Consider the following 21,900-nt stretch of genomic DNA (forward strand, 5'->3'; position numbering starts at 1 on the left):
GGATGGTTTTGTCAATGGTTTTCAGAAAAATGCTGCAGGATGGCCTCAATTTCCTGCCGTGTTCCGACTGCATTGATAAATTCCAGCAGTGCGTTGGCCGTCATATGCGCGGGCAGCGCCAGCTCCTGCAGGAGCCGCTGCCGCCGCGCCGCACTGTCAGTCCGACCGGTCAGTCCCCATGTATAGAAATCCGCTTTCGTGATCGGGCTATCGGAGGTATCCCTCCCTTTTTGCGCCTCCCCATCCAGAAAGGTCGCACCAGCCCTGCGCAGCGCGTCGCACAGAATATCCGGCCGCATTCCTTCGACGCCGAGTTTGCCCTCTTTGGAAGCGTGCCGCTTGCGTTTTTCCTTTCCCCAAACATCCGGTACATACGCCTGCTTGATGCGATCCCGAGGCAGTACGCCTTTCAGATAATTCCGGATCACAAAGCCCGCTCCATCGCTATCCGTCAGGACAATCAACCCGCGTGCCTGCGCGATACGCCGCAGCAGCTTCAGCCGGTCCTTGTCATGGAAGATACGGAAGCCGCCGGTCTCTAATACAACGGTATCCACCACCTGTTTGAGCGTATTGATATCATATCGTCCCTCTACAAGGATCGCTTCCCGAATACGGATCATGCACGCTCCCCCTTCTGCGCGGATGCAAGCGCAAGCAGGGTCAGCTCGATCTGCTTCTGCCGGTCGACAGCGCTCCCTTTCAGCGCGGTATCCGTCTGCGCGCAAAGAGACGCCGCCTGTCGCAGCCAGTCGAGTGAAACGCGGCGCGCGGCATTCTGTATCTGTCGGGCATAGTACGGCGATTTGGAGCCGATCAGCTCCATCAGCAGCCGCTCCCCTCCCCTTGCGCTCTCACACAGCTTAGCGCCGTATAGACGCTGAATGTGGCGCGTAATGGTCGTGAAAATCATAACCTCATTGTTTTTTTGCGCAATCAGCTCGCCTACCAGAGAAACCGCCCTGTCGAATTTACCCGCCGTGATCGCATCCGTCAGATCGAAAATAACCGCGTCCAGAACCGGCGAGCATACCGCGTCGATATTATATTTGCGGATCTCCCCTGTTGTCGTATGCGCGGCCGCCTTATCGATTTCGCCGGCCAGATTGGTCATCGAATTTCCGCACAGGAATATCAGGTATGAAGCGTTATCCGAGGTAATCGTGCAACCAAGCGACCGGACCCGCCGCTCAATCCATGCAACCAGCTCATTCTCCTCCAAACGGCTGCATTCCGCGATGCAGGCGGTTTTCTCAAGCGTTTTATAGAGCTTTGTCCGTTTATCGAGCTTGCCCTCCAAAATGTCATAATAAAACACCAAGCATACATAGTCCGGCAGATCGCTGAGCATCTCGGGCAGTAAATCACCAAATCCGGCCGGCGGCTTGGAAAGGTCAAAGTCGGTAATAATAATCAACTTTTTCTCCGACATGGCCGGATAACTGTCGATCGCCTCGGTAAGCTGCTCCGGAGTCAGGCCTTTCCCCTCATATTCCAGCAGATTAAAATCTGCAAAGGCAGCATCCACTACCTTTTCCTTGAGTTGGCGCAGGTAATGCGCTTTCATATAGTCCTCGTCACCAGTTATGATGTATAAAGGCGCAAAGGAACACTCTTTCAGATCGTGGATCAGCTTTGCCTTGCCGTTATTCGCGTTCTTTCTGGGTACAGCCATGCGCTATCCCTCCTTTTTGTAGCGTTCCTGCAGTTCGCCGGTGAAATATGGGCTTTCAATCGGCGTTCCCTCAAATTTATGCAGCACGTCCCCTGTGCTGGACTGCAAAATGATCCGCTGCGCGTTTGTATCTGATATAAGCTGACGCAGCAGCACGGTATCCTCCATATTCCGTTGTGAGAGTACAATATCCGGTGCGGAATACGACTCGGTTTCAAAGAATGCCGCAAGCTGTTTTTGCGTAGGACTGTGCAGCACTAAAACATAACCGCCAATCTGCACGCCAAGCTTACCGTCACAGACAGGAAAAACCGTGACCGGCGCGGCGGCGTCCAACTGCACCGTATCCTCTACGATCTCCGCATCCGCCTCCGCAACCAATTGCAATAACTCTTTGTTGTGCTGCGTCTCTTTGCAGCCGTTCGGAATCAAGATTTGTTCGACCGACGTATGCTGCAGCAGTTCAGGTAGATCGCGGGCATGCCCCTTATCCACCGCAGTCAAAACCAGTGTGTCAACCTGCCGGAAGCCGTTCCACTGCATCCATTCCCGCACGGATGCCGCAGCATTACGATATCCTCCGTCCCCCGCGCAATCGATAAGCGTCATGTTGCCAACAGCGTCGGATACAATGATTGCCTGCCCGCTACCACACGGAAGATAGGTCACGGAGTAGTGCTGCCGGTTATAATATGCGCCCGAAGCCGTGATGCCAAACAGCACAAGGCAGAAAACAGGCAAAACATAGCGCCATTTGATATGAGCGCCTGCAAGCAGCCATGCTAAAATTCCAGCTAAGGACAAAACAAGCGCGGCAATACCAAAGCTGTCCGCCCAGTTAATCAGGCCGAACGGCAGGCCTGCAATCCAGTTGCAGATATCGAGGATATAGGTCAGCAATGGAGTGATCGCTTTTGCGAACAGCGTTGCTAAAAATGGGAAGAACACCGATGTCAGGCAAACCAGAAAACCGCCGATAAAACATACGGCAGTCACGCCGACGACCAAAAGATTGCTGAGTAGCGACAGAACGGAGACATAACCGAAAGCGCTGAGGATAATCGGTGTGGTAAAAATCGTCGCACATACCGTGCAAGAGACCGATCCGACAACTACGGACAGGATGCGGTACACCATTTTCGGAAAAGGCCGGAACGGCTTCATCATCCGCCGCTGCATTTTGCCGGCCAACAGGATCAGCCCCAGTGTGGCGCTAAATGAAAGCTGCAAACTGAGACTTGCGATTGCGTAAGGATTGAGGATGAGCAAAAGCGCGAGTGCTAAAAACAGGGAATTCAGACTGCTTGCTTCTTTGCGCAGCAGAAAAGCGCCGGCCGTGACCAAATACATGACCGCTGCACGGATTACGGACGGGCTCGCTCCGGCGATCGGCACAAATAAAAGGATGAACGGAATCGAAACCAGCGTACCGATCCTGCGGCCTAACAACGAGCAAAACGCCACCAAAAAACCGATATGCAGACCGGAAACCGCGACAAGATGGCTCAGTCCAGCGATGCGGAGTGCCAGAGCATCCGCATCGCTGATCCCAGATTTGTCGCCCAATAAAAGTGCTGTGAGCAGACCCGCCGGCCGCTCCGGAAGTGCGCCCGCAATCGCCTGCTTGCAGTAGCGGGCAATCCGCTGCGGCAGAAAGCGCGGCGTGTCCCGTTCGGTACCGGTCATCTCAAACCGGACGGGCGTGTCTTCCTCCGTTTGGTTATAAGAGGACGCAATAAAACAGCGGTTAGATGCCTGATATACCGCACGGTCAAATCCCTCGGCAGTGCCCGGCAAATAAAATCCAACGTTGACCACAATATGATCCCCTGCATAGAGCGGGGTATCGGTCAGCGGAAGGTAGCAAAAGGTACGGAACGTCTGCTCCACCTCTCCGTTATGGGTGACGGAAAGCAGAGCACGCTGGCTGTCCTCATAAACGTCTGGATCTTCCAACAAAACAGCCTGGATATCCAGGCTTTGTCCATTCAGATGCCGGATTGGCTCGACAATATACAGGTTATAAATCGAGAAGCCGCAGAAAGCCAGATGCGCTGCGGCCAGCATGCCAAACAGCGCAAACGCCTTGTTCCGGTAGATGAATATACCGGCGAGCAGCAAAAACACGGCTAGCAAAAGCAGCGAAACCATCGGACTGGGAGCCCAGTCAAGGCAAACCGCGCAGAAAAGAGCCGCCGCAATTGCCGGCACCAAATAAATCAGCGGACGCTCCAGCATAAAAATCCCCTTCCGGCTTTTCTGTTTCAAAAAAGAAGTGGCACGGTCGTGCCACTTCTTTGCAACTGCTGTATCAGCCCGGCGGCCAAGTCATATCGCGGCCGGAAAGCACATGGAAGTGCAGGTGGAACACGCTTTGCCCTGCCTGTTCTCCGATATTGGATACGATGCGGAAGCTTTCCATGCCCTGTTCCTTCGCGACTTTTGCGATCACCTCAAAACAGTGGGCAACTACCGCGCTGTTGGAATCATCCACCTCCGCAGCGGAGCGGATGTGCTGCTTGGGAGTCACGAGGAAATGCGTCGGCGCCTGGGGATCGATATCATAAAAGGCATAGCACAGCTCGTCCTCATAGACCTTTTTGGAAGGGATATCCCCGGAAATAATTTTACAGAACAGACAATCGCTCATGACGACCTCTCCTTTCTGATACCAGTATACCGACTTTACAACAGCGCGTCAACAATGTTATTGACCGCTTCGAGCGCTTCCTCCAGTTTTTCTGGCTGCTTTCCGCCCGCAGTTGCACTGTCCGGACGCCCGCCGCCGCCGCCGCCAACGATCTTGGCGACTTCCTTGACAATCTTACCCGCATGCGCTCCCTTTTTGACCGCTTCCGCGCCGCAGACGCACAGCAAGCTTACCTTGCCGTCGTTGACCGAGGACAGTACAGCGACCATGTTCGGCGCTTTTTCCTTAATACCGTCGCCCATCGTACGCAGCACATCCGCTGAAGCGTCTTCCAGCTTGGTTGCGACCACGTTGACGCCCTTGACATCACGCGATACGTTGAACAGGTCGACCATCTGCATCGAGGCAAGCTTTCCGTTGAGCTTTTCCAGCTTTTTGGCCATCGTGCGCAGGTCAGCCATGGTCTGTTCTACCTTGGCCGCCAACTCGTTCGGGGAAGTTTTGAGCGCGGCTGCGGTTTCGTTCAATATATGCTGGCGCTCATTGAGGAAATCCAGCACCGCTCTGCCGGTCACGGCTTCAATGCGGCGTACACCGGCCGCAACGGAAGCTTCTCCAATAATTTTGAACATACCCGCCTTAGCTGTGTTATCCAAATGCGTACCGCCGCAAAGCTCAATCGAATCGCCGGCCTGAACAACACGCACAACCGCGCCATACTTTTCACCGAACAGCGCCATCGCGCCCTTTTTCTTCGCCTCGTCAATGGACATTTCTTCCGTGACCACCGGATAGCCGGCAAGGATCGCGTCATTGACCAGCGTCTCCACCTGCTGCAGTTCGTCCGCTGTCAATGCCGCGAAATGCGTAAAATCAAAACGCAGGTGATCGTTTGCAGTGTAGGAGCCTGCCTGCTCCACATGATCGCCCAGCACCTTGCGAAGCGCTTTTTGGAGCAGATGAGTCGAGGTATGCGCACGGCAGATCGCCTGACGGTATTCCGCGTCCACCTTGGCCTCCACCTCGTCGTCCACGGAGAGCGCGCCCTCGGTAACTGTACCGATGTGCATATACTTGCCGTCCTTGGTCTTCTGCACGTCAGACACGGTCATCACGCCGTTTTTGCCGATTAGTACGCCGTGGTCGCCGATCTGACCGCCCATTTCCGCATAAAACGGCGTATGATCGAGCACGGCCGTAATCTTTTCGCCCTTTGCCGCCGCTCCGGACGGTTCGCCCTCATTGACGATCGCCAGCACCTTGGCGCTTTCTCCCAGTGTTTCATAACCGTCAAAACGGGTTTTGATCGCCTTGTCCAAGCCAAGATCCTCGCTCTGCCAGCCAAGGTCGCCCATTTTTTTTCGGTCCTCGCGGGCGCGCTCGCGCTGCTCGTTCATCAGGCGGTCAAATTCCGCGCGGTCGGTGGTCATCCCCTGTTCTTCCAGAATCTCAAGCGTCAGATCGATCGGGAAGCCATAGGTGTCATAAAGCTGGAATGCGTCCGCTGCGGGCAATTCCTTGCTGTTTGCCGCCGCAATGCGTTCGTTCAGAATAGACAGGCCGCTGTCAATGGTTTTGTTGAAGCTTGCCTCCTCGTTTTCAATTACCTTGTGGATATATTTCTGTTTTTCGACCAACTCCGAATAAGCGCCGCCGGATTCCTCAATAACAGTGGTCGCCACCTCGGACAGGAACGGCCGGTCGATACCGAGCAGCTTGCCATGGCGCGCTGCCCGCCGCAGCAGGCGCCGCAGCACATAGCCGCGCCCCTCGTTGGAGGGGATAACACCGTCGCAGATCATCATAACGGTCGAGCGAATATGGTCGGTGACCACACGGAGGGAAATATCAGTTTTCTCGCTTTCCCCATAATGCTTCCCAGCGATCTCGGATACCTTATTGGTGATATTCCGCACGGTATCCACGTCAAACAGGGAACCTACCCCCTGCACCACGCAAGCCAAGCGTTCCAGCCCCATGCCGGTATCGATATTCTTCTGCTTTAATTCGGTGTAATTCCCCTGTCCGTCATTATCGAACTGGGAAAATACATTGTTCCAAACCTCCATATACCGGTCGCAGTCACAGCCGACCGTGCAGCCGGGCTTGCCGCAGCCGAACTCTGGTCCGCGGTCGTAGTAGATTTCCGAGCAGGGACCGCACGGGCCGGAGCCATGCTCCCAGAAATTGTCTTCCTTGCCGAAGCGGAAAATCCGCTCCACCGGAATGCCGATATCCTTGTTCCAGATTTCAAACGCCTCGTCATCATCCACATAGATGGACGGATACAAAAGCTCCGGATCAATGCCGACCCACTCCGGACTGGTCAGGAATTCCCAGCTCCAGGCAATCGCTTCTTTTTTGAAATAATCGCCAAAAGAGAAATTGCCTAACATTTCAAAAAACGTGCCGTGCCGCGCAGTCTTGCCGACGTTCTCAATATCGCCTGTTCGAATGCACTTCTGGCAGGTCGTCACACGATGGCGCGGCGGCTCCTGCTCGCCGGTAAAAAAGGGCTTCATCGGCGCCATACCGGAATTGATCAGCAGAAGCGACGGGTCGTTCTGCGGAATGAGCGAAAAGCTCGGCAAGCGCAGATGTCCCTTGGTTTCAAAAAACTTCAGATACATTTCGCGCAGCTCGTTCAAGCCTCTGTACTGCATAACATTTATCCTCCAAAATTTAATATGACAAATAAAAAAAGCCTCCGCCCAATCCTGTCAGGGGCGAAAGCATGCTTCCACGGTACCACCCTGATCTGCGCTGTAAAACGCATCTCAGCGGTTCGATATCGGGAACCTGACCGGCCTGTTTTTTACAGGCTGCTCGGAAGTGGCCGTTTTCCGGACTGAACAAGGGGTTGCACCAGATCCCTCTCTCTTTGGATCACTCCGTTGGAAAACTCGTTTCGTCATCGCATTTTCTATCGCGTATATTATACCGCTTTCCCAGCCTAATGTCAACAAAAACCGCCAAAGCTGACGACCTATAGGGGCATTTATTAAAGCAACAACACTCCCCCAAAAAATTTGCGATGCAACCGCCAGTTGCCATATAGTTGTAGCCAAAAACAATAATTTCCGGTATACTCTTGATTGAAAAGAGGTGTTTTCTATGACAGTGGGAGAAAGGATCAAAGCCTGCAGGCAAAATACGGGAATGTCACAGGAGAAGGTCGCTGATCTGATCGGCGTAAGCCGTCAGGCCGTCACCAAATGGGAAGCAGACCAGTCAGCCCCTAACACAGAGAACCTGTTCAAATTAGCAGAGCTATTCGGCACAACAGTCGATATGCTGCTCGATACAGGAAATGCTGCCAATTCATCTGCTGTTGAACAGTTTTATACTCTTTTCAGGATGGAAGACGAGAGGAAACGAGCAGACAAAAGGAAGAGACGGAAAGAGAACCTGGTTTCGGCCTTGATCGTTGTCTGCGCGTATCTCACGGTCTATCTGATTGGCCGTTTAATCTGGTGCGACCGGTCCAATGTCAGCCTGCTTGGTTGGCTGGTATCTGCAAAACTATCCGGAAGCAATAGTTACCTTTATGGCTGGCTGCTCAGCAGCAATCTGTTCTGGATTGCAATGGCAATTTCTGCTGTCCCTTCTCTTTTCGGCAAGCATCGGTTTTCATTTGTCACGCTGATTGCCTTTGCACTCGGTTTGCTCGCCGGCATTGTGTTTGGCCCTAATCCTGCGGGAGCGCCGTATGGACACGGCCATTACGGCTGGGCGATTTGGGGCGGTATCTATCTGCTATCCATTATTATTGGAATTGTGGCAGAACTGTACAATCGTAAAAAATAACCGTCTATCGGAAAAGGCTCCGCCAATGTGGCGGAGCCTTTTTATCCAGCTTTGAAACGGGATGCTAACCGGCTATAAAGTGATGACCTTTAGCCTCCTAAGATGCGATAATCATGCGGATTTTCCCGCCATCCTCCGCATTTTTATTTGCGTACAGGCGGAAATTCGTATAATTGCCTTTTGCATTTTGCAGGGAAATAAATTCCCTGCGGTCGGATACATAAACACCGATATCATCCGTCAGATTGTAATACCCGTCCCTGGTCCGAACGCCGGTAGCCCCGTCAAACGCGGAAACCGATACCGTATCGACCAGTTTGAGCGGAAGCGTTGAGAACGAGCGGTTCACAGCGCTGCTCCCGTTTTTATACCCCTTTGGTATGCCGATCGCACTCCCGTTCAAGCCGCCCGGCAGAGCGTCTACCCGATATTCCTCGGATACGGTTTTTGAGCCGTCCCAATACTTGATACCGGCATAGTATTCCTTGTTGTCATCCTCGCCGCGGCTGGAGCCGGAGCCGATACCATAAATCCAGCTATCGCCGGTTACGTCGCCTAAAATAATGTTGGTTACAGTACCCGCGTTGTCGATCACCGTATAACGGATCTGACTGGACGACACCGAAGCCAGATCGATATCCGACTGGGCGATTGCTGACAAGGGCGCGCCCGGCGCAACCTCTTCATAAATCCGAACCTTGGGCGATACCACGGAATTTCCGATCTTGCCATCTGCAATCGACCAGTTTCCGGATACCCTGCCGGTAAGCGCTCTTTTTGTCAGATACGCCGAACCGTTAGAGGACTGTCCGACCGAAACCAAGCGGCCCATCAGTTCGTCCAGGCTCTCCGCTTCGGCCTGGATATGCAGGGTCAACCCATTGGTCAGTACGACCGTCACCTTTTTCCCATCTACTGCGGTAACGATCCCCTGCATGTCCGCGCTGACCATGTTTTTCGGATAGGCGGCGATGACATCGCCCGCTTCGCTGAACAGCAGCGTGATATAATCCTTGAGCTTGATATCCTCGAACGAGGCAGCCGCGCGGTCGGAGATCGAATAGGACTGCCCGCCGAACAGCTCTACCGTCTGTGGATAGGCGAAAGACGGCTCGCCCTTAGTGTAGCATCCGCTGATCTTGGCATCCGAAACGACCGCCTGGCGATTTGCGGGATCGAGCGTAACCACATCGTATTTTTTAATCCTGGAGCGGTCGATCACCGCGCCGTTCTTGATGATCTGATATCCCTCCGGAATATTGACGGAGGTCGCAAGGCCGTAAACGAAAGAGGTGTCGCTGGACGAGGTCGCGGACGGCAGGACCGCCATCAGCTGCAGCGCGCCATACTCGTCGTAGTAGAGCGTCAGGGTGTCGCCATGTTGAATCCCCGCCCACATATTTGAAAACTTATCCAGCTTTTTCTCCCGTGCAACATAGAGATCTGTGTCTCGGTTGGGGCGGAGGGTCTGCGTGCTGGTCGAGATACTGTCGGCCGCCGCGCTCGTTACAGTGTAGCTCTCGATCTTATTATTGTTGGGAACGACGCCTACCGCGACCTTATCCCCTTCCTTGCCGATCACGATCGTTCCGTAAACGCCGATCAGGCTTTTGTCCAGCGTACCCGCGGTCTTGCGCGGGGACTCATTCAGAGAGCCGTTTTCATAGAAAATCGCTTCATTGGGTGCCAGCGAGGAATCCGTTTCGCTGGTCGCCAGCAAAATACAGTTTTCAATGGTAGAAGAGGATATCTTATTCAGCAGCATGCCGGAGTTATCGCCTTTCAGTTCTGTCCCCAGCGTATTGAGTAGCAGGGTCGCCGCATCGCCGCGCTTCACGGCCGCTGTGGCGTTGGTAAGCGATACGTTTTCCGTCAGGCCGAGGGACTGCGCGCGGGCGATATAGTCCGCCGGCCAAAACGGGCCGATGTCGGCCTCCGTATAGCCCAGCATACGCAGCAGCATGGTGCAGACTTCTCCGAAGTTAACAGTCTTGTCCGGACCAAAGGTGCCGTCCGCATAGCCGCGGATAATGGAGTATTCTTTCAGATCAGGATGGCGCACTGCGGCATTGATATATTGCGCGGCCCAATGTGAGCTTTTAACGTCCGGAAAGATCGTATAGCTGCCATAGGCGCTTACATCGGAAACGCCCAGCGCGGTCACCGCCAGCTTACAGAACTGCGCTCTTGTCAGCGCGCTATTTGGATCAAACCGGTTTCCCCCCACCCCCTGCATGATCCCTAACGCGTCCAAGACGGAGACGGTCTGCGAAAGCTTGCTGTCCGTGATGTCGGTAAACGATGCCGAAGCAGGGGTGATCGCAAAAAGAAATGCCAGACACAGGCTGAGTAATCTTTTTTTCATTCCTACCTTTTCCTTTCTTTACTGGGTGCGCAGCGCGTCAACCGGCTGCAGGTTGGATGCCTTGTTGGCCGGATACAGGCCGAATATAATGCCGAGCAATGCAGAGAACAGGAACGCCCCCAGAATCAGACCAATCGACGGCAGTACCGTAAAGTGCTCGATCGATGGTAGATAGGTGTTCTGCGCCATCTGCCGCGCGACCATGAAATTGCCCAATATGGCCGACAGGAAACAGCCGACGATAATACCGATCACGCCGCCGCAACAGGATACGACAGCCGCCTCCACCAGAAACTGACCGATAATATCGCGTTTCCGCGCACCGATCGCCATACGAATACCGATTTCGCGCGTGCGCTCCGTAACAGAAACCAGCATGATATTCATAATGCCGATGCCGCCGACCAGAAGCGAAATGCCCGCCACACCGCCGCCAAGCAGCGCGAGCAGGTTGGAAGACGCCTCCTGCTGCTCCTGATACTGGCTGTCTGAGTAGGCGGAAAAGGATTCGCACCGGCTCTGCATATACTCCGGAAGCAGCGTTTCGGTAAGCTCTGCGATATCCTCGGTGGCGGCTGCTTTGATAATATAATTTTTGCTGTCGAAATAGCTTGTACTCATCATGGAGCTTTGCAGGGTATATGGCATAACCAGCATCTGATCCTGCGTATTGAGCTTGCCGCTGAATTTCCCCTTGTACACACCGACGATTTCAAAGCTTTTGCCACCGATACGCAGTTCCTGACCAATCGGACTCATAGCACCGAAAAAGTATTTGCGTAGCGTTTCGCCAATAACGCAGACCTTTGCGCGGTTATCGCAATCCGCTTTGGACAGGTCGCGTCCGGCTGAAATTGTGAGGTTGCTCACCTCTCCGTAATGCTCGTTGCCGAAATACATATTAGTCCAGCCGTTGTTATCGGAATCGTTGGAAAGCTTTTTCGTCCGGTATTGGACGCCGTCGCTCTGCCAGTCATAGTATTGGATCTGCGGCGACCAGGCGGAAACCTTGTCCGCCAGCTCGGTATCCAGATATTCCTCGAAATCCTTCCAGTCCTTGCTGCGTCCGCCGTAACCGAATACATCGATACGGTTGACACCCATTGCTTCGTATTGCAGGCGCTGCAACTTACTCGTACCCTGAATGGAGGACACGATTGCGATGACCGAGGCCACGCCGATAATGATGCCCAGCATGGTCAGGATAGAGCGGACCTTATTGTTCAGGATGGACTTGAACGCCATGCGTACGGTTTGGAGCCAGTTCATTCGTCAAGCCCTCCCTTTCCCGCTTCGTCGGAAATGATGCGGCCGTCCTGAATCGTTACGATTCGCCGCGCCATCTGCGCCAAATGGTTATCGTGCGTGATAAGGATAATGGACGTACCCTGCTCGTTGAGCGCGGTAAGCTTCTGCATGATATCCAGACCGGAGGCGGAATCCAGATTGCCGGTTGGCTCGTCCGCCATGATGATCGGCGGCTTTGCCGCAACAGCCCGCGCAATCGCAACACGCTGCTGCTGGCCGCCGGACATTTCCCCCGGACGGTGTGACATGCGTTTTTCCAGCCCTACCGATGTCAGCGCATCCACCGCGAGCTGGTGTCGCTCCTCCCGTCCAAGGCCGCGGTAGATCAGCGGCAGCTCCACGTTTTCCAGCGCTGTCAACGCGGGAATCAGGTTGAAGCCCTGGAAGATGAATCCGATCTCACGGTTGCGGATACCGGAAAGTACAGAGGGCTTCATGTCGCTGACCGCCTGGCCGTTCAGGTAATAGGTCCCATAGGTCGGAATATCCAGGCAGCCCAGAATATTCATCAGCGTGGATTTTCCCGAGCCGGACTGCCCAAGGATGCAAAGGAACTCCCCCCACGGCACGGTCAGGGATATATTATCAAGCGCACGTACTTCGTTCTCCTTGCCTTCATTATAAATCTTGCTCATCTGCCGCACATCGATCAGCAGGTCGGAAGAATAATCCGTCTGCTGCTCGGCAATGGGCGGTTTGTTCTTTCCAAACATCGCGCCCTCCTTTAGCCTACGGCTACGCCCATACCCATTTCAGCGTACAGGTCCTGCGGGCCGGACAGATACACCGTCGTCCCTTCCTCGATCCCCCACAGGATCTCGGTATTGGAGGAATCGGAAATACCCGTTTCAACCGGAACGAGCTGGAATTCGGGCGGGATGCCCTCCGTCCCCTCCGGAATAGGCAGCGTTTCGCTGAACGGAATCTCCTCGCCGTTTTCATCAACCAGCGGCTTGGCAAAAACCGCTGCGCCTTCTTCGGCGTATACGATCGCGGAGGATGGGACCATCAGACAATCTGAGGAGGATGCGGTCGTGATCTGATATTCCACGCCCATGCCGATGGAAATGGACTGTCCCTCAATCGGATCAATGGCAATTACAGCGGGGAACGTCGCCATGCTGCCCTGGCCGCCATTGTTGTTCTGAGTCGGTTCCAGCGCGATCGACTCCACGGTACCGGTCAGCGTCAGCGTGCCGTCGTTTGTATACATGGTCATCACCGCGGGCTGGCCGGGCTGTACGGCGGAAACGTCGGTGGACATGATATCCGCGTTTACAATGATATCGTTCAGGTCCGCGACCACGACGAGCGGCTCGGTGCCGCCGACATCCTGCTCCGTATACGCGTTCAGGCTGACGACCACGCCGTCGATCGGCGATTTGATGGTGGAATCCGCGATCAGCTTTTTCAGCTCCGTGATCCGCTCCTGCTTTGCCTGGACCTGCTTCTGCGCGTTTGTCACGCCGTTGCGTGCGGTCACCACGGTATTCTGCGCATTTTTCAGTTCGTCCTGTGCGCTGTCGCTCGTTAAGGTCATAATCGTGGCGCCGCTGCTGTAGCTGTAGTAATCCAGACCGTTGAGCGTTTTGATCTCACCGCCGGTCTGCACGGTCACCGCTTCCTCGCGGCTGTATTCCAGCGTTCCGGATTCAGCCGGATAAACCTCTCCCGCGGAGCTGGTGGATATCGTCGCGGTCGCCATCATGTCCTTGGTGAGCGTTCCGGGATTATCCATGGAAATGACGACACGGAACAGCTTGACGCCTTCTGCAGAAACCTTCTGCGCGCTTTCGACCGCGGAAACCGTACCCGAGACCGAACTCATCGCGGACGGAACAGAAACCGTCGCAGTCTGTCCGCTTTTGATATCGTTCGCATACGCCGCGCTGAAATACAGCGAAAGCTTCATTTTGCTGTCGTCGACCATATAGCCGACGATCTCCCCTTCGCTGAGCTGCTGCCCGACATGGTAGGTCGTGCTTTTACCCTCCGAGTCAGTGACCGGAATAATCTTTCCGGTAAACGGCGCGGTGATTGCCAGCTTGCCGATCCGCTTCTGGGCCGTGCTGACCGCGTTCTGCGCCTTGGTCACCTCGGCCTGCGCATCAGTGACACCACGGCGTGCGTCTGCCAGCTCATCCTCTGCAGTTTCCAGCTCCTTGCGGGTTTCGGTCGGGTTGACGACAACAAGCTTGTCCCCTTTTTTGACCTCATCCCCTACCTCTACCAGAACCTCGCTGACCGTTCCCTTCAAATCTCTGCCAAGCTCCTCGCGCTTTTTGGCGGCGGTGCTGCCGCTTCCCTCTATGTAGGTTTCCAGCATGCCCCGGCTGGCGGTCGCTGTTTGCGTAACCGTTTCCTCCGTCCCCGCATTGCGGGACTTCAGAACAAGGAAGATGCCCAGTGCGATCAGAAGCACCACCACCGCAACGCCGATGCCAATGCGCACGCCTTTGTTGAGCCTGCTCTTTTTCTGATTCATTTTATCGGCATATTTGTTGCGTTTCGGCATGCCCGACGCCTCGCTGTCAGCCCCCGCGCTTCCCCCCTGCGCGGAAACCGTGGATACGTTGGAGCCGCTTTTGGCGACGTGTGCGCCGCCTTTCTGGACCGGCATGTTCTGCTGCTTTTTTTCTTCGCTCATACTCGTATTCCTTTCTGTTCTCTATCCTGATGGGCATTAACCGTACCAGGCCGGTTATTGGTACGCTTCACTATACCGTGTCCCGCACGGGATTGTCAACCGATTCAACCAAACTGTAATAAAAATGCGCGCTTATCTCCCGAAAAAGGCACGAAAAAAATCATGCACCTTTTCAGGCAGGCCGTCCAAGTCGCCGTCATTCTGGAAAACACCATCGTAGGAATATTCCAGTACGCCGTCATCCGAACGGTTTCCCAAAGCGCCGCGCGCCTGCTCCAAGGCAGGGCGCCGCACCAGAATTGTGGAGCAGCTTTCCCCAACAGCCGACCGGAATCGGTCGATTTCCTCCGGCTCCCGAATATGGACAAACAGGATTTGGGCGTCTCCCTGCAGAAAGCGGTGGTACCGCTCCATACAATAGGAGAACGGCAGATCGTTGAATTCCGTGCATACCTCTTTTAAGCGGGACAGGAAGCGGCGCGCTTCCGGCGTTTTCCGTCCGTCCCATCCGGCCGCGTACGCGACATCCAGGATCGGAGTGATTGACGAGATGTTTTCCGCTTTCCAAAATCGGGCCGCCGCCACGCAGACAGTGTCTTTCCCAACGCCTCCGCTGCCATTGATGACAAAAACATGCTTGTCCAACAAACTCCCTCCAAGGTGTCGATATTCATACGGATTTATCATAACACAATATATAGCGATTGGCAAGGCTTCCGCCCTGCCTTATAAGGGGTTTGACAGAAAAAGCGCGCCCTCAGGAGAGGGCGCGCTTTTTCCAACATGACTTACAGGATAATGCAGATCAAACCGCCTGCGCTTTCGTTAATGATTTTTTCCAGCGTTTCCCGTATTTTCCCGCGTGCATCATCCGGCATGCGGCTGAGCTTATGCGATAATTCCTCCCGCACCAGCTCGTTGAGGGATTTCCCGAAAATATTGGTGTCCCAGATTTTTTCCGGCTGCTCTTCAAATTCACTGAGCAGATAATGCACCAATTCTTCGGACTGTTTCTCCGTTCCTACGATTGGGTTGACCTCGGCTTTGATATTGGCGCGCATCAGATGGATCGAGGGGGCGGACGCACGCAGACGGACGCCGTACCGCCCTCCCTGCCGGACGATCTCCGGTGCCTCCAGGGAAAGCTCGTCAACCGACGGCATGACAATTCCATAGCCGGTCTGATATACCTGATCCAGCGCACCTCGCAGACGCTCATACTGCTGCTTGACCTTGGAGAAATCATCGAGTACGGAAATCAGGTCGGCCGCATCCCCAATATGGATACCGGTCTGTTCCCCAACGATACTGTAGAACACGCTTTCCGGAATATCCACCTTAAGGCGCGCCGCGCCGGTACCCAACGCGAGCTGGTCGATATCCACCCTTCCGATATAATCATTTTCCGCAATCGCCCCGCACATGGCGCGGACATCGCGCATCCTCTGTCCTGCACGCGCCGAGGAGCGGATGGAGCGGTAAACGCTGGATTGTACGGGGTGTCCGTCAGGCAGGGCGCCGATATATCTCGGCAGAACAAATCCGATCTCTTTCACCGGAAATTCATACAGCACCTGCTGCAGGATATCCGCGATCCCCTTGTCGTCCAGTTCCATGCAGTTGACTGCGACCGGTTCAACCTGGTACCGCTCCCTGAGCGTACTGCAGACTGTCTGCGCTGTTTCACCGCGCGGGTCAGCGGAATTCACCAAAACGACAAACGGCTTGCCCATCTGGGTCAGCTCCTCGATCACCCGCCGCTCAGCCGGTTCATAGCTTTCCCTCGGTATCTCTGTAAAGCTTCCGTCGGTCGTAACGACAAGGCCGATCGTCGAATGCTCTCCGATCACCTTATGCGTGCCGACCTCGGCCGCCTCAGCCAGCGTCATCGGTTCCTCCCGCCACGGTGTGGATACCATGCGCGGCGCGTCGTCCTCCATGCTGCCCAGCGCGCCATCGACCAGATAACCGACGCAGTCTACCAGGCGGACCCGACAGGAGCCTCCGTCCGGAAGGGCGATCTCCGCCGCCTCCTCCGGAACGAATTTCGGTTCCGCGGTCATGATCGTCCGTCCGGTACCCGATTGCGGCAGTTCATCGCGCGCGCGTTCGCGTTTATAGACGTTATCCATGCCCGGCAGGACCATGGTCTCCATAAAACGCTTAATCAGCGTCGATTTGCCGGTGCGTACCGGTCCGACCACGCCGATATAAATATCGCCGCCGGTGCGGGCGCTGATTTGATTATAAATTTGATTTTCCATAATATCCCTGCCTTTCAAGCCTGTATCGGAATCAGGAGCATGGTTTTCGACGCGCTGACCGCATCCGGCGGTAAATCATTTGCCCGTCGGATTGCTTCCATGGTCGTGCCGCAGCTTTTGGCTACTTCCCAAAGCGCCTGCTCCTGATCGATGTAACGCAGCACCAATGTAACACCATCGTTGTTTTTTGGGGCTTCACTTTCCTCTAATGCGGTGATATTGCGGAACACGCAGCGCTCCTCCAGCGCTGCCATACCGGATACCGCCACTGATAGAAGCAGTCCGGTTTCGCCTGCTGCTGCGGCGCGGGCATTCAGTTCGATCTGGGACAGCTCGCCCATAGCGGTACAGGAGGCGGTCAAGGGCAGCGTGCGCTGCAACGCAGAAAGCTGCTGTTCATCGTTCAGATATAAAACCTGCACCGCCACCGTGAGCTGCAGCGTATTGGTCGTGGTATTTCTCTTCGCCCCGCAGCAGACAGCGCCGGCGTGTATGATATGGGACACATGCTGCGCGGTCTGCAGTGTTTCATTCACCTCCGCGGCAAACGGCGTCAGCGGCGGCATAGAATGGAGCGCCGCCTTTTCCTCTTGGATCTGCAACGTTTTCCCAGGGATATACATGTCGTCGATCTGCTGGATGCTTTTGGTGCCGCGCACCGTGAAAGCGGCCTCCGCCGATATCGTATACGAAAGCAGCCCATCCGACTCCAAACGGCAGTCGACCTCGTGCGCCGCCAAACGGACCGATACCGGATCGCTCTCTTCCAGGTCTGGGATCTCCAATATCTGCGTAAACGGCGTGCTGTTTGAAAGCACGCGAACCGCATCATCCTCCTGCAGCGCAAGGCATTGCAGGACTGCCTCGCCTTTCAGCACAACTTTCCCACGCATCGCGCGGCATTCCGTGCTTTTCAGCGTGCAGGCCGTATGCAGGAGCTGTAGGTCGTTCGCATCCTGCAGCGTCACGTCTTCCAAAATCGTAATCGGGCAGCTATGCGCCTGCTGTACAACGGTAACTGTATGGGGCGTGCGCAGCATCTGTATCTGCGGCAGCTCAACGCCCTCTGTAACCTGACAATCAGCCTTGCAATAGCATTCCACCTCAAAGCAGAGCTGAGCGCTGACGTTCAGTTTCCGGCTGTTGACCGGCACTGCGTCCACCGCCGCAACACGGCACGATACATAACAGACGGCATCCGCATCCAGCCCGTCACACTCCTCTATATAGGCAAAGCTGATGGGAACGGACAGCCTGCGCAGCCCTTCCGCGTTTTCCGGCTGGTACAATATGGTCGTCTGCACGGCACCGGAAATCAGCAGACGTCCGTTCTGCGGTGTGCGGTCCTTGACCGCTGCCGTTCCATACGCGCAAATGACCCTTCCGATGTCCGGAAAGGTATCCGGAACGATCGAGTCGGAAGACTCGGTGCAGGAGGAAATCCCTGCAAGCCTTTTGTCATAGTAGCAGATGCTTGTTTGATTCAGTTCCATTGATGCTGCCTCCTTTGTTTCACTGCTGCTCCTGTTTAACGATATGTTCCCTTTTTGCTGAATATGAAAAAAGCAGAGGCTTTTCTGCCTCTGCTTTTCCCTCATGTAATATGGAACAGCTTGCAAAGAATACCGCGCAGATATTTCGGGCTTTTCCAAATGACCACTTTCATGCCTCCACCTCCCCAGTTATCAGCATTGAAACAAAAACACGCCTGCCGCGATCAATGCGAGCGCCAGCAGCCACAGCAGCAGGCCGGACGGACATATGCTGCCGACAAGCAGGCCAAGTCCCAAACTGATCAACGCCAAACCGATCGCTTGCCCACGGCAGAACATTGCACATCACGCTCCTGTCATCAGTATAAGCAGCGTATCCGGAGATGGTGACAAAAAAGGGACCGCCAGCCGGCGGTCCCTCTGTTATTTTGTTGTGCTGCCAAAGCCTCCGGTGCGTTCTCCGTCCGCGTCATCGTCTTCGGTTATGCCGAAAGGCAGGAAAATCCCCTGTGCGAACCCTTCTCCCCCCACGATGGAGAGCGTCTTCCCCTGTCGGTTGGAATTGGTCATTTTGATAAAGATATGTCCTTCATTTTTTGCCGTGAAGTAATCGCTGTCAATGATTCCCACCGTATTATCCATCTGCAGGCGGTATTTGAACCCCAGGCCCGAACGGGGATAGATTTGCAGGACCCATCCTTCCGCGATTTCCGCGCGGATACCGGTGGGGATTTTTATGGTTTCATGCGGCACGAGCGAAAAGGCTTCGGGCGCAAAGAAATCATACCCCGCAGAGCCTACGGTCGCGCGGCGCGGCAGACGGATTTTCTGGTAGACCATTCTTGCCTCGGATACCGAACAGCCGGTTTCTGCGCACCAGTCATCGATAAATTGTTTCTCCGATACCTTGTAAAATTTCGCGATTTTCTGCATATCTGCTCGCTCTTCCTCTCTATGTGTTTTCTTTCAGCAAAACGGGAACACGCTGCGTCAGCGACCGCCGTACATCGATCAACCGCTGATTGGCGCTTCCTCGCCAATGGAGCTGCGGATCCGCCCGCTCCTGCACAAAGCGTCCGTCCACGACAACATCTACTGCGTCCAAAAATGGCAGGTTCTCGATTTCCTCCCACTGATAGCCCGTATACAGCCAGATGGTTTTTTTCGGAAAACGCCGCCGGATCTCGCGGCACAGCGCCCCCACCGTATCACGGTTCACCGGAAAAAGCGGATCGCCGCCCGAAAAAGTGGCGCCCGAAACATAATCCTTTTCCAACTCGGCAAACAGCTCGTTTTTTGCCGCCTGATCGAACGGAATGCCTCCCTGCGCGTCCCACGTCACCGGATTATGGCAGCCGGGGCATGCATGGCCGCAGCCAGCGACCCACAGCACGACGCGCAGGCCCTCTCCATTGAGCATATCGTCCTTTGTGATGTTGTGGTAGCGCATTACATGCTTTTCCTTTCCGCGATCTCCGCCATTTTTGCGTCGTTCAGGCGGGTGTCGCCCTTGACGCGTGAATAGGAAAGATATCCGTTCATACGGTCGATCTTGGTCAGGTTGCGGCTGCCGCACTTGGGGCATACATCCATCGCCAGCTCCTCGTGTCCGCAGTCGTCGCAGTAGGACAGGGACAGGTTGACGCCTTCATAATATCCCAGACGCATCGCGCGGCGCACCAGTGTGCGGATAGCCTCCAGATTATAATCGATCGGGTATTTTACATACTGGATCTTGCCGCCGTTGCACAGGTTCCAGAAGCGTCCCTCCAAGTCCTGTTTTTCGATCGGGGTCAGTTCTTCGGTCACATGGCAGTGGAAGCTGTTGGACACATAAGGCCGATCGGACACCCCTTCGATTATACCATACTTTTTCCGAAATTGCTCTACCTGAAGTCCGCAAAGGCTTTCGGCGGGCGTTCCGTAAATCGCGTAGAGGTTTCCGTCCTCCTCCTTGAACTGATTGACCCTCCGGTTAATGTATTCCAGGGTTTCGAGCGCAAAAGCGCCGTCCTCCACTAGGGATTTTCCGTTATACAGCTCCTGCAGCTCATTGAGCGCGGTGATACCGAACGAGGCAGTCGCGGTTTTCATGATGGGCTTGATCTTGTCCGACGGCTTGAGATGGCCGCCATAAAAGCCGCCCTCGCAGTAGGCCAGCGGGTTGGTGGAGGCGCGCATCTCCCCCAGGTACGCATATGTGCGGATATGCAGCTTACGGATCAGTTCGAGATAGTAGTCCAGCACCTCATGGAATGGGCGATTCTCCTGCTGCGCTCTGGCGTAAATCATCGGCAAATGCAGTGATACCGCGCCGATATTCCAACGACCGATGAATACCGGCTTATCCTCTTCATCCGCCGGCTTCATGCCGCCGCGCTCATACCACGGGGAAAGGAAAGCGCGGCACCCCATCGGGCTGACGATTGCGCCGTATTTTTGATACATGCTGGGAACATACCCTTCCCCCGAAAGCGAGAGCCAGTCCGGATACATGGCCTTGGAGGAGCATAATATCCCCGCCTCAAACACATCCTCCAGCGGTTTGTCGGGGCCGTGCAGCTCCTCATCGTAAAGAAAAACGATTTTAGGGAACAGCACCGGCTTTTTCTGCCCCTTTTTTCCCTGCCCTTTCCGGCGGACATGCAGCATTGTGATCGAAGCGAGCTTAGCAAACCGGCCCGTACCGGTACCCATGGTCATCGTGATGAACGGATAGTCGCCGCGACTAGAGGCCACCGTGTTGAATTTGTACTCCCAGCCCTGGAACCCCTGTTCGAAATCATTCAGTATATCCGCCATGACCTCTTTTTCGACTGCATCCGCAGCCAGCCCCAAGCGGCTGTATTTTTCAGTCAGCAGGTTGTAGCTGCGTTCCGCGTACGGTTCCAGCAAAAGATCGACCGAGGGTACGGTAAAGCCGCCATATTGCTGACTGGCAGCGGACAGCACGATGTCCCCGATCACATCGAACGCCACGTTGAGCGTTTTCGGTTCGTTATACCACAGGTTTCCCATTTCAAAGCCGCCTTTGAGTACATGTTCTACGTCAAACAGGCAGCAGTTCATCGTATCGCGGCGCGCGGACATATCGTGAATATAAATATAACCGTCTCGGCAGGCCTGCAGCTCCTCCGTATTCATGAAAAACTTCTGGTACAGCTCCTTATTGAGCTGGTTGAAAATCAGGCTGCGCTTGGTGGAAACCAGCGCGGAATCCGTATTGGAGTTCTCCTTGTCCCCGATATACATGATGGACTGGCTCTTCTGATACACACTATCCAGCATGCCGACAAAGTCCTGCTTGTAGTTGCGGTAATCGCGATAGCTTTTGGCGACTTCCGGCCGCACGGCCTCCAGCGCAGCCTCCACAATATTGTGCATCTGCCAAATCTGCACCTCTGTCATGCCGTGATCTCGGATGTATCCTTCCACATGGCCGCAGATCGCTTTGAGCTCATCCTCCGTGAAGGTATACAGCACACGGTTTGCCGATTTATTAACGGCAATAACAACCTTTTGTATATTGAATGCTTCTTTGGTGTGATCCTTTTTGATAACGCGTACCATCATTTTTCCTCACTCATATTATTTAGTAGCAAAAATAATTATAGCATACCATATATAGTAGGAAAAGAGGTGCACAGCCAAAAATATTCCACAAAAACAGCCGGCTGAATTTGACGGTTTT

The 21,900-nt window shown here is 54.6% G+C and carries 17 protein-coding genes; 1 reads left to right on the top strand and 16 read right to left on the bottom strand.

The window, feature by feature from the left end:
* Nucleotides 1-11 precede the first annotated feature (11 nt).
* The 5 genes from DBQ51_RS01000 to alaS all read right to left on the bottom strand — a co-directional run bounded on the left by DBQ51_RS01000 (nucleotide 12) and on the right by alaS (nucleotide 6,988).
* Complete coding sequence (locus DBQ51_RS01000) at nucleotides 12-623, bottom strand: toprim domain-containing protein (protein WP_107630506.1); 612 nt, start codon at nucleotides 621-623, stop codon at nucleotides 12-14.
* The gene (gene holA / locus DBQ51_RS01005; protein ID WP_107630507.1) at nucleotides 620-1,675 is read right to left on the bottom strand and encodes a DNA polymerase III subunit delta; all 1,056 of its coding nucleotides are present in this window, start codon (nucleotides 1,673-1,675) and stop codon (nucleotides 620-622) included. The genes DBQ51_RS01000 and holA overlap by 4 nt, the downstream gene beginning before the upstream one ends.
* Nucleotides 1,676-1,678: 3 nt before the next feature.
* Nucleotides 1,679-3,913: a ComEC/Rec2 family competence protein gene (locus DBQ51_RS01010; protein WP_107630508.1), complete on the bottom strand. Its 2,235-nt coding sequence runs from the start codon at nucleotides 3,911-3,913 to the stop codon at nucleotides 1,679-1,681.
* A 73-nt stretch (nucleotides 3,914-3,986) separates the two neighbouring features.
* Nucleotides 3,987-4,325 carry a histidine triad nucleotide-binding protein gene (locus DBQ51_RS01015; RefSeq protein ID WP_107630509.1) on the bottom strand — a complete coding sequence of 113 codons (339 nt, stop codon included), beginning with the start codon at nucleotides 4,323-4,325 and terminating at the stop codon, nucleotides 3,987-3,989.
* Between the two features lie 35 nt (nucleotides 4,326-4,360).
* Complete coding sequence (gene alaS / locus DBQ51_RS01020) at nucleotides 4,361-6,988, bottom strand: alanine--tRNA ligase (RefSeq protein ID WP_107630510.1); 2,628 nt, start codon at nucleotides 6,986-6,988, stop codon at nucleotides 4,361-4,363.
* Nucleotides 6,989-7,439: 451 nt separating this feature from the next.
* Here alaS and DBQ51_RS01025 point away from each other — a divergent pair, with 451 nt between their 5' ends.
* A complete protein-coding gene (locus DBQ51_RS01025) occupies nucleotides 7,440-8,132 on the top strand; it encodes a helix-turn-helix domain-containing protein (RefSeq protein ID WP_107630511.1) in 693 nt (230 codons plus the stop codon).
* 97 nt (nucleotides 8,133-8,229) lie between these two features.
* On the opposite strand, the gene DBQ51_RS01030 is transcribed toward DBQ51_RS01025, so the two are convergent.
* The 11 genes from DBQ51_RS01030 to nrdD all read right to left on the bottom strand — a co-directional run bounded on the left by DBQ51_RS01030 (nucleotide 8,230) and on the right by nrdD (nucleotide 21,782).
* On the bottom strand, nucleotides 8,230-10,497 hold the full coding sequence (locus tag DBQ51_RS01030; RefSeq protein WP_107630512.1) for an S-layer homology domain-containing protein: 2,268 nt from the start codon (nucleotides 10,495-10,497) through the stop codon (nucleotides 8,230-8,232).
* Between the two features lie 18 nt (nucleotides 10,498-10,515).
* On the bottom strand, nucleotides 10,516-11,766 hold the full coding sequence (locus tag DBQ51_RS01035; RefSeq protein WP_054325968.1) for an ABC transporter permease: 1,251 nt from the start codon (nucleotides 11,764-11,766) through the stop codon (nucleotides 10,516-10,518).
* Complete coding sequence (locus DBQ51_RS01040; RefSeq protein ID WP_107630513.1) at nucleotides 11,763-12,518, bottom strand: ABC transporter ATP-binding protein; 756 nt, start codon at nucleotides 12,516-12,518, stop codon at nucleotides 11,763-11,765. Before DBQ51_RS01040 ends, DBQ51_RS01035 begins: the two co-directional genes overlap by 4 nt.
* An 11-nt stretch (nucleotides 12,519-12,529) precedes the next feature.
* A complete protein-coding gene (locus tag DBQ51_RS01045) occupies nucleotides 12,530-14,452 on the bottom strand; it encodes an HlyD family efflux transporter periplasmic adaptor subunit (protein ID WP_107630514.1) in 1,923 nt (640 codons plus the stop codon).
* Between the two features lie 132 nt (nucleotides 14,453-14,584).
* Nucleotides 14,585-15,097: a hypothetical protein gene (locus tag DBQ51_RS01050; protein WP_107630515.1), complete on the bottom strand. Its 513-nt coding sequence runs from the start codon at nucleotides 15,095-15,097 to the stop codon at nucleotides 14,585-14,587.
* 143 nt (nucleotides 15,098-15,240) lie between these two features.
* On the bottom strand, nucleotides 15,241-16,716 hold the full coding sequence (gene spoIVA, locus DBQ51_RS01055) for a stage IV sporulation protein A (protein ID WP_107630516.1): 1,476 nt from the start codon (nucleotides 16,714-16,716) through the stop codon (nucleotides 15,241-15,243).
* 14 nt (nucleotides 16,717-16,730) lie between these two features.
* Nucleotides 16,731-18,209: a DUF3794 domain-containing protein gene (locus DBQ51_RS01060; protein WP_054325972.1), complete on the bottom strand. Its 1,479-nt coding sequence runs from the start codon at nucleotides 18,207-18,209 to the stop codon at nucleotides 16,731-16,733.
* 192 nt (nucleotides 18,210-18,401) lie between these two features.
* Entirely contained in the window at nucleotides 18,402-18,548 is a 147-nt protein-coding gene (locus DBQ51_RS16730) for a hypothetical protein (RefSeq protein WP_162838357.1), read from the bottom strand.
* Nucleotides 18,549-18,632: 84 nt separating this feature from the next.
* Nucleotides 18,633-19,142, bottom strand: a complete 510-nt coding sequence (locus DBQ51_RS01065) for a dCTP deaminase/dUTPase family protein (RefSeq protein ID WP_107630517.1) — start codon at nucleotides 19,140-19,142, stop codon at nucleotides 18,633-18,635.
* 19 nt (nucleotides 19,143-19,161) lie between these two features.
* Nucleotides 19,162-19,659, bottom strand: a complete 498-nt coding sequence (nrdG, locus tag DBQ51_RS01070) for an anaerobic ribonucleoside-triphosphate reductase activating protein (RefSeq protein WP_107630518.1) — start codon at nucleotides 19,657-19,659, stop codon at nucleotides 19,162-19,164.
* On the bottom strand, nucleotides 19,659-21,782 hold the full coding sequence (gene nrdD / locus DBQ51_RS01075) for an anaerobic ribonucleoside-triphosphate reductase (RefSeq protein WP_054325974.1): 2,124 nt from the start codon (nucleotides 21,780-21,782) through the stop codon (nucleotides 19,659-19,661). The genes nrdG and nrdD overlap by 1 nt, the downstream gene beginning before the upstream one ends.
* Between the last annotated feature and the right edge of the window lie 118 nt (nucleotides 21,783-21,900).

Source organism: Agathobaculum massiliense (genome assembly GCF_900291975.1).
GTDB lineage: Bacteria > Bacillota > Clostridia > Oscillospirales > Butyricicoccaceae > Agathobaculum > Agathobaculum ammoniilyticum.

Bases quoted from the DNA above. Each gene is read 5' to 3' on its own strand.
- nrdD (WP_054325974.1), bottom strand. From the start codon at position 21,782: ATGATGGTACGCGTTATCAAAAAGGATCACACCAAAGAAGCATTCAAT.
- DBQ51_RS01030 (WP_107630512.1), bottom strand. From the start codon at position 10,497: ATGAAAAAAAGATTACTCAGCCTGTGTCTGGCATTTCTTTTTGCGATC.
- DBQ51_RS01025 (WP_107630511.1), top strand. From the start codon at position 7,440: ATGACAGTGGGAGAAAGGATCAAAGCCTGCAGGCAAAATACGGGAATG.
- DBQ51_RS01010 (WP_107630508.1), bottom strand. From the start codon at position 3,913: ATGCTGGAGCGTCCGCTGATTTATTTGGTGCCGGCAATTGCGGCGGCT.
- spoIVA (WP_107630516.1), bottom strand. From the start codon at position 16,716: ATGGAAAATCAAATTTATAATCAAATCAGCGCCCGCACCGGCGGCGAT.
- alaS (WP_107630510.1), bottom strand. From the start codon at position 6,988: ATGCAGTACAGAGGCTTGAACGAGCTGCGCGAAATGTATCTGAAGTTT.
- DBQ51_RS01045 (WP_107630514.1), bottom strand. From the start codon at position 14,452: ATGAGCGAAGAAAAAAAGCAGCAGAACATGCCGGTCCAGAAAGGCGGC.
- DBQ51_RS01060 (WP_054325972.1), bottom strand. From the start codon at position 18,209: ATGGAACTGAATCAAACAAGCATCTGCTACTATGACAAAAGGCTTGCA.
- DBQ51_RS01065 (WP_107630517.1), bottom strand. From the start codon at position 19,142: ATGCAGAAAATCGCGAAATTTTACAAGGTATCGGAGAAACAATTTATC.
- DBQ51_RS01000 (WP_107630506.1), bottom strand. From the start codon at position 623: ATGATCCGTATTCGGGAAGCGATCCTTGTAGAGGGACGATATGATATC.
- DBQ51_RS01040 (WP_107630513.1), bottom strand. From the start codon at position 12,518: ATGTTTGGAAAGAACAAACCGCCCATTGCCGAGCAGCAGACGGATTAT.
- holA (WP_107630507.1), bottom strand. From the start codon at position 1,675: ATGGCTGTACCCAGAAAGAACGCGAATAACGGCAAGGCAAAGCTGATC.
- nrdG (WP_107630518.1), bottom strand. From the start codon at position 19,659: ATGCGCTACCACAACATCACAAAGGACGATATGCTCAATGGAGAGGGC.
- DBQ51_RS16730 (WP_162838357.1), bottom strand. From the start codon at position 18,548: ATGTTCTGCCGTGGGCAAGCGATCGGTTTGGCGTTGATCAGTTTGGGA.
- DBQ51_RS01015 (WP_107630509.1), bottom strand. From the start codon at position 4,325: ATGAGCGATTGTCTGTTCTGTAAAATTATTTCCGGGGATATCCCTTCC.
- DBQ51_RS01035 (WP_054325968.1), bottom strand. From the start codon at position 11,766: ATGAACTGGCTCCAAACCGTACGCATGGCGTTCAAGTCCATCCTGAAC.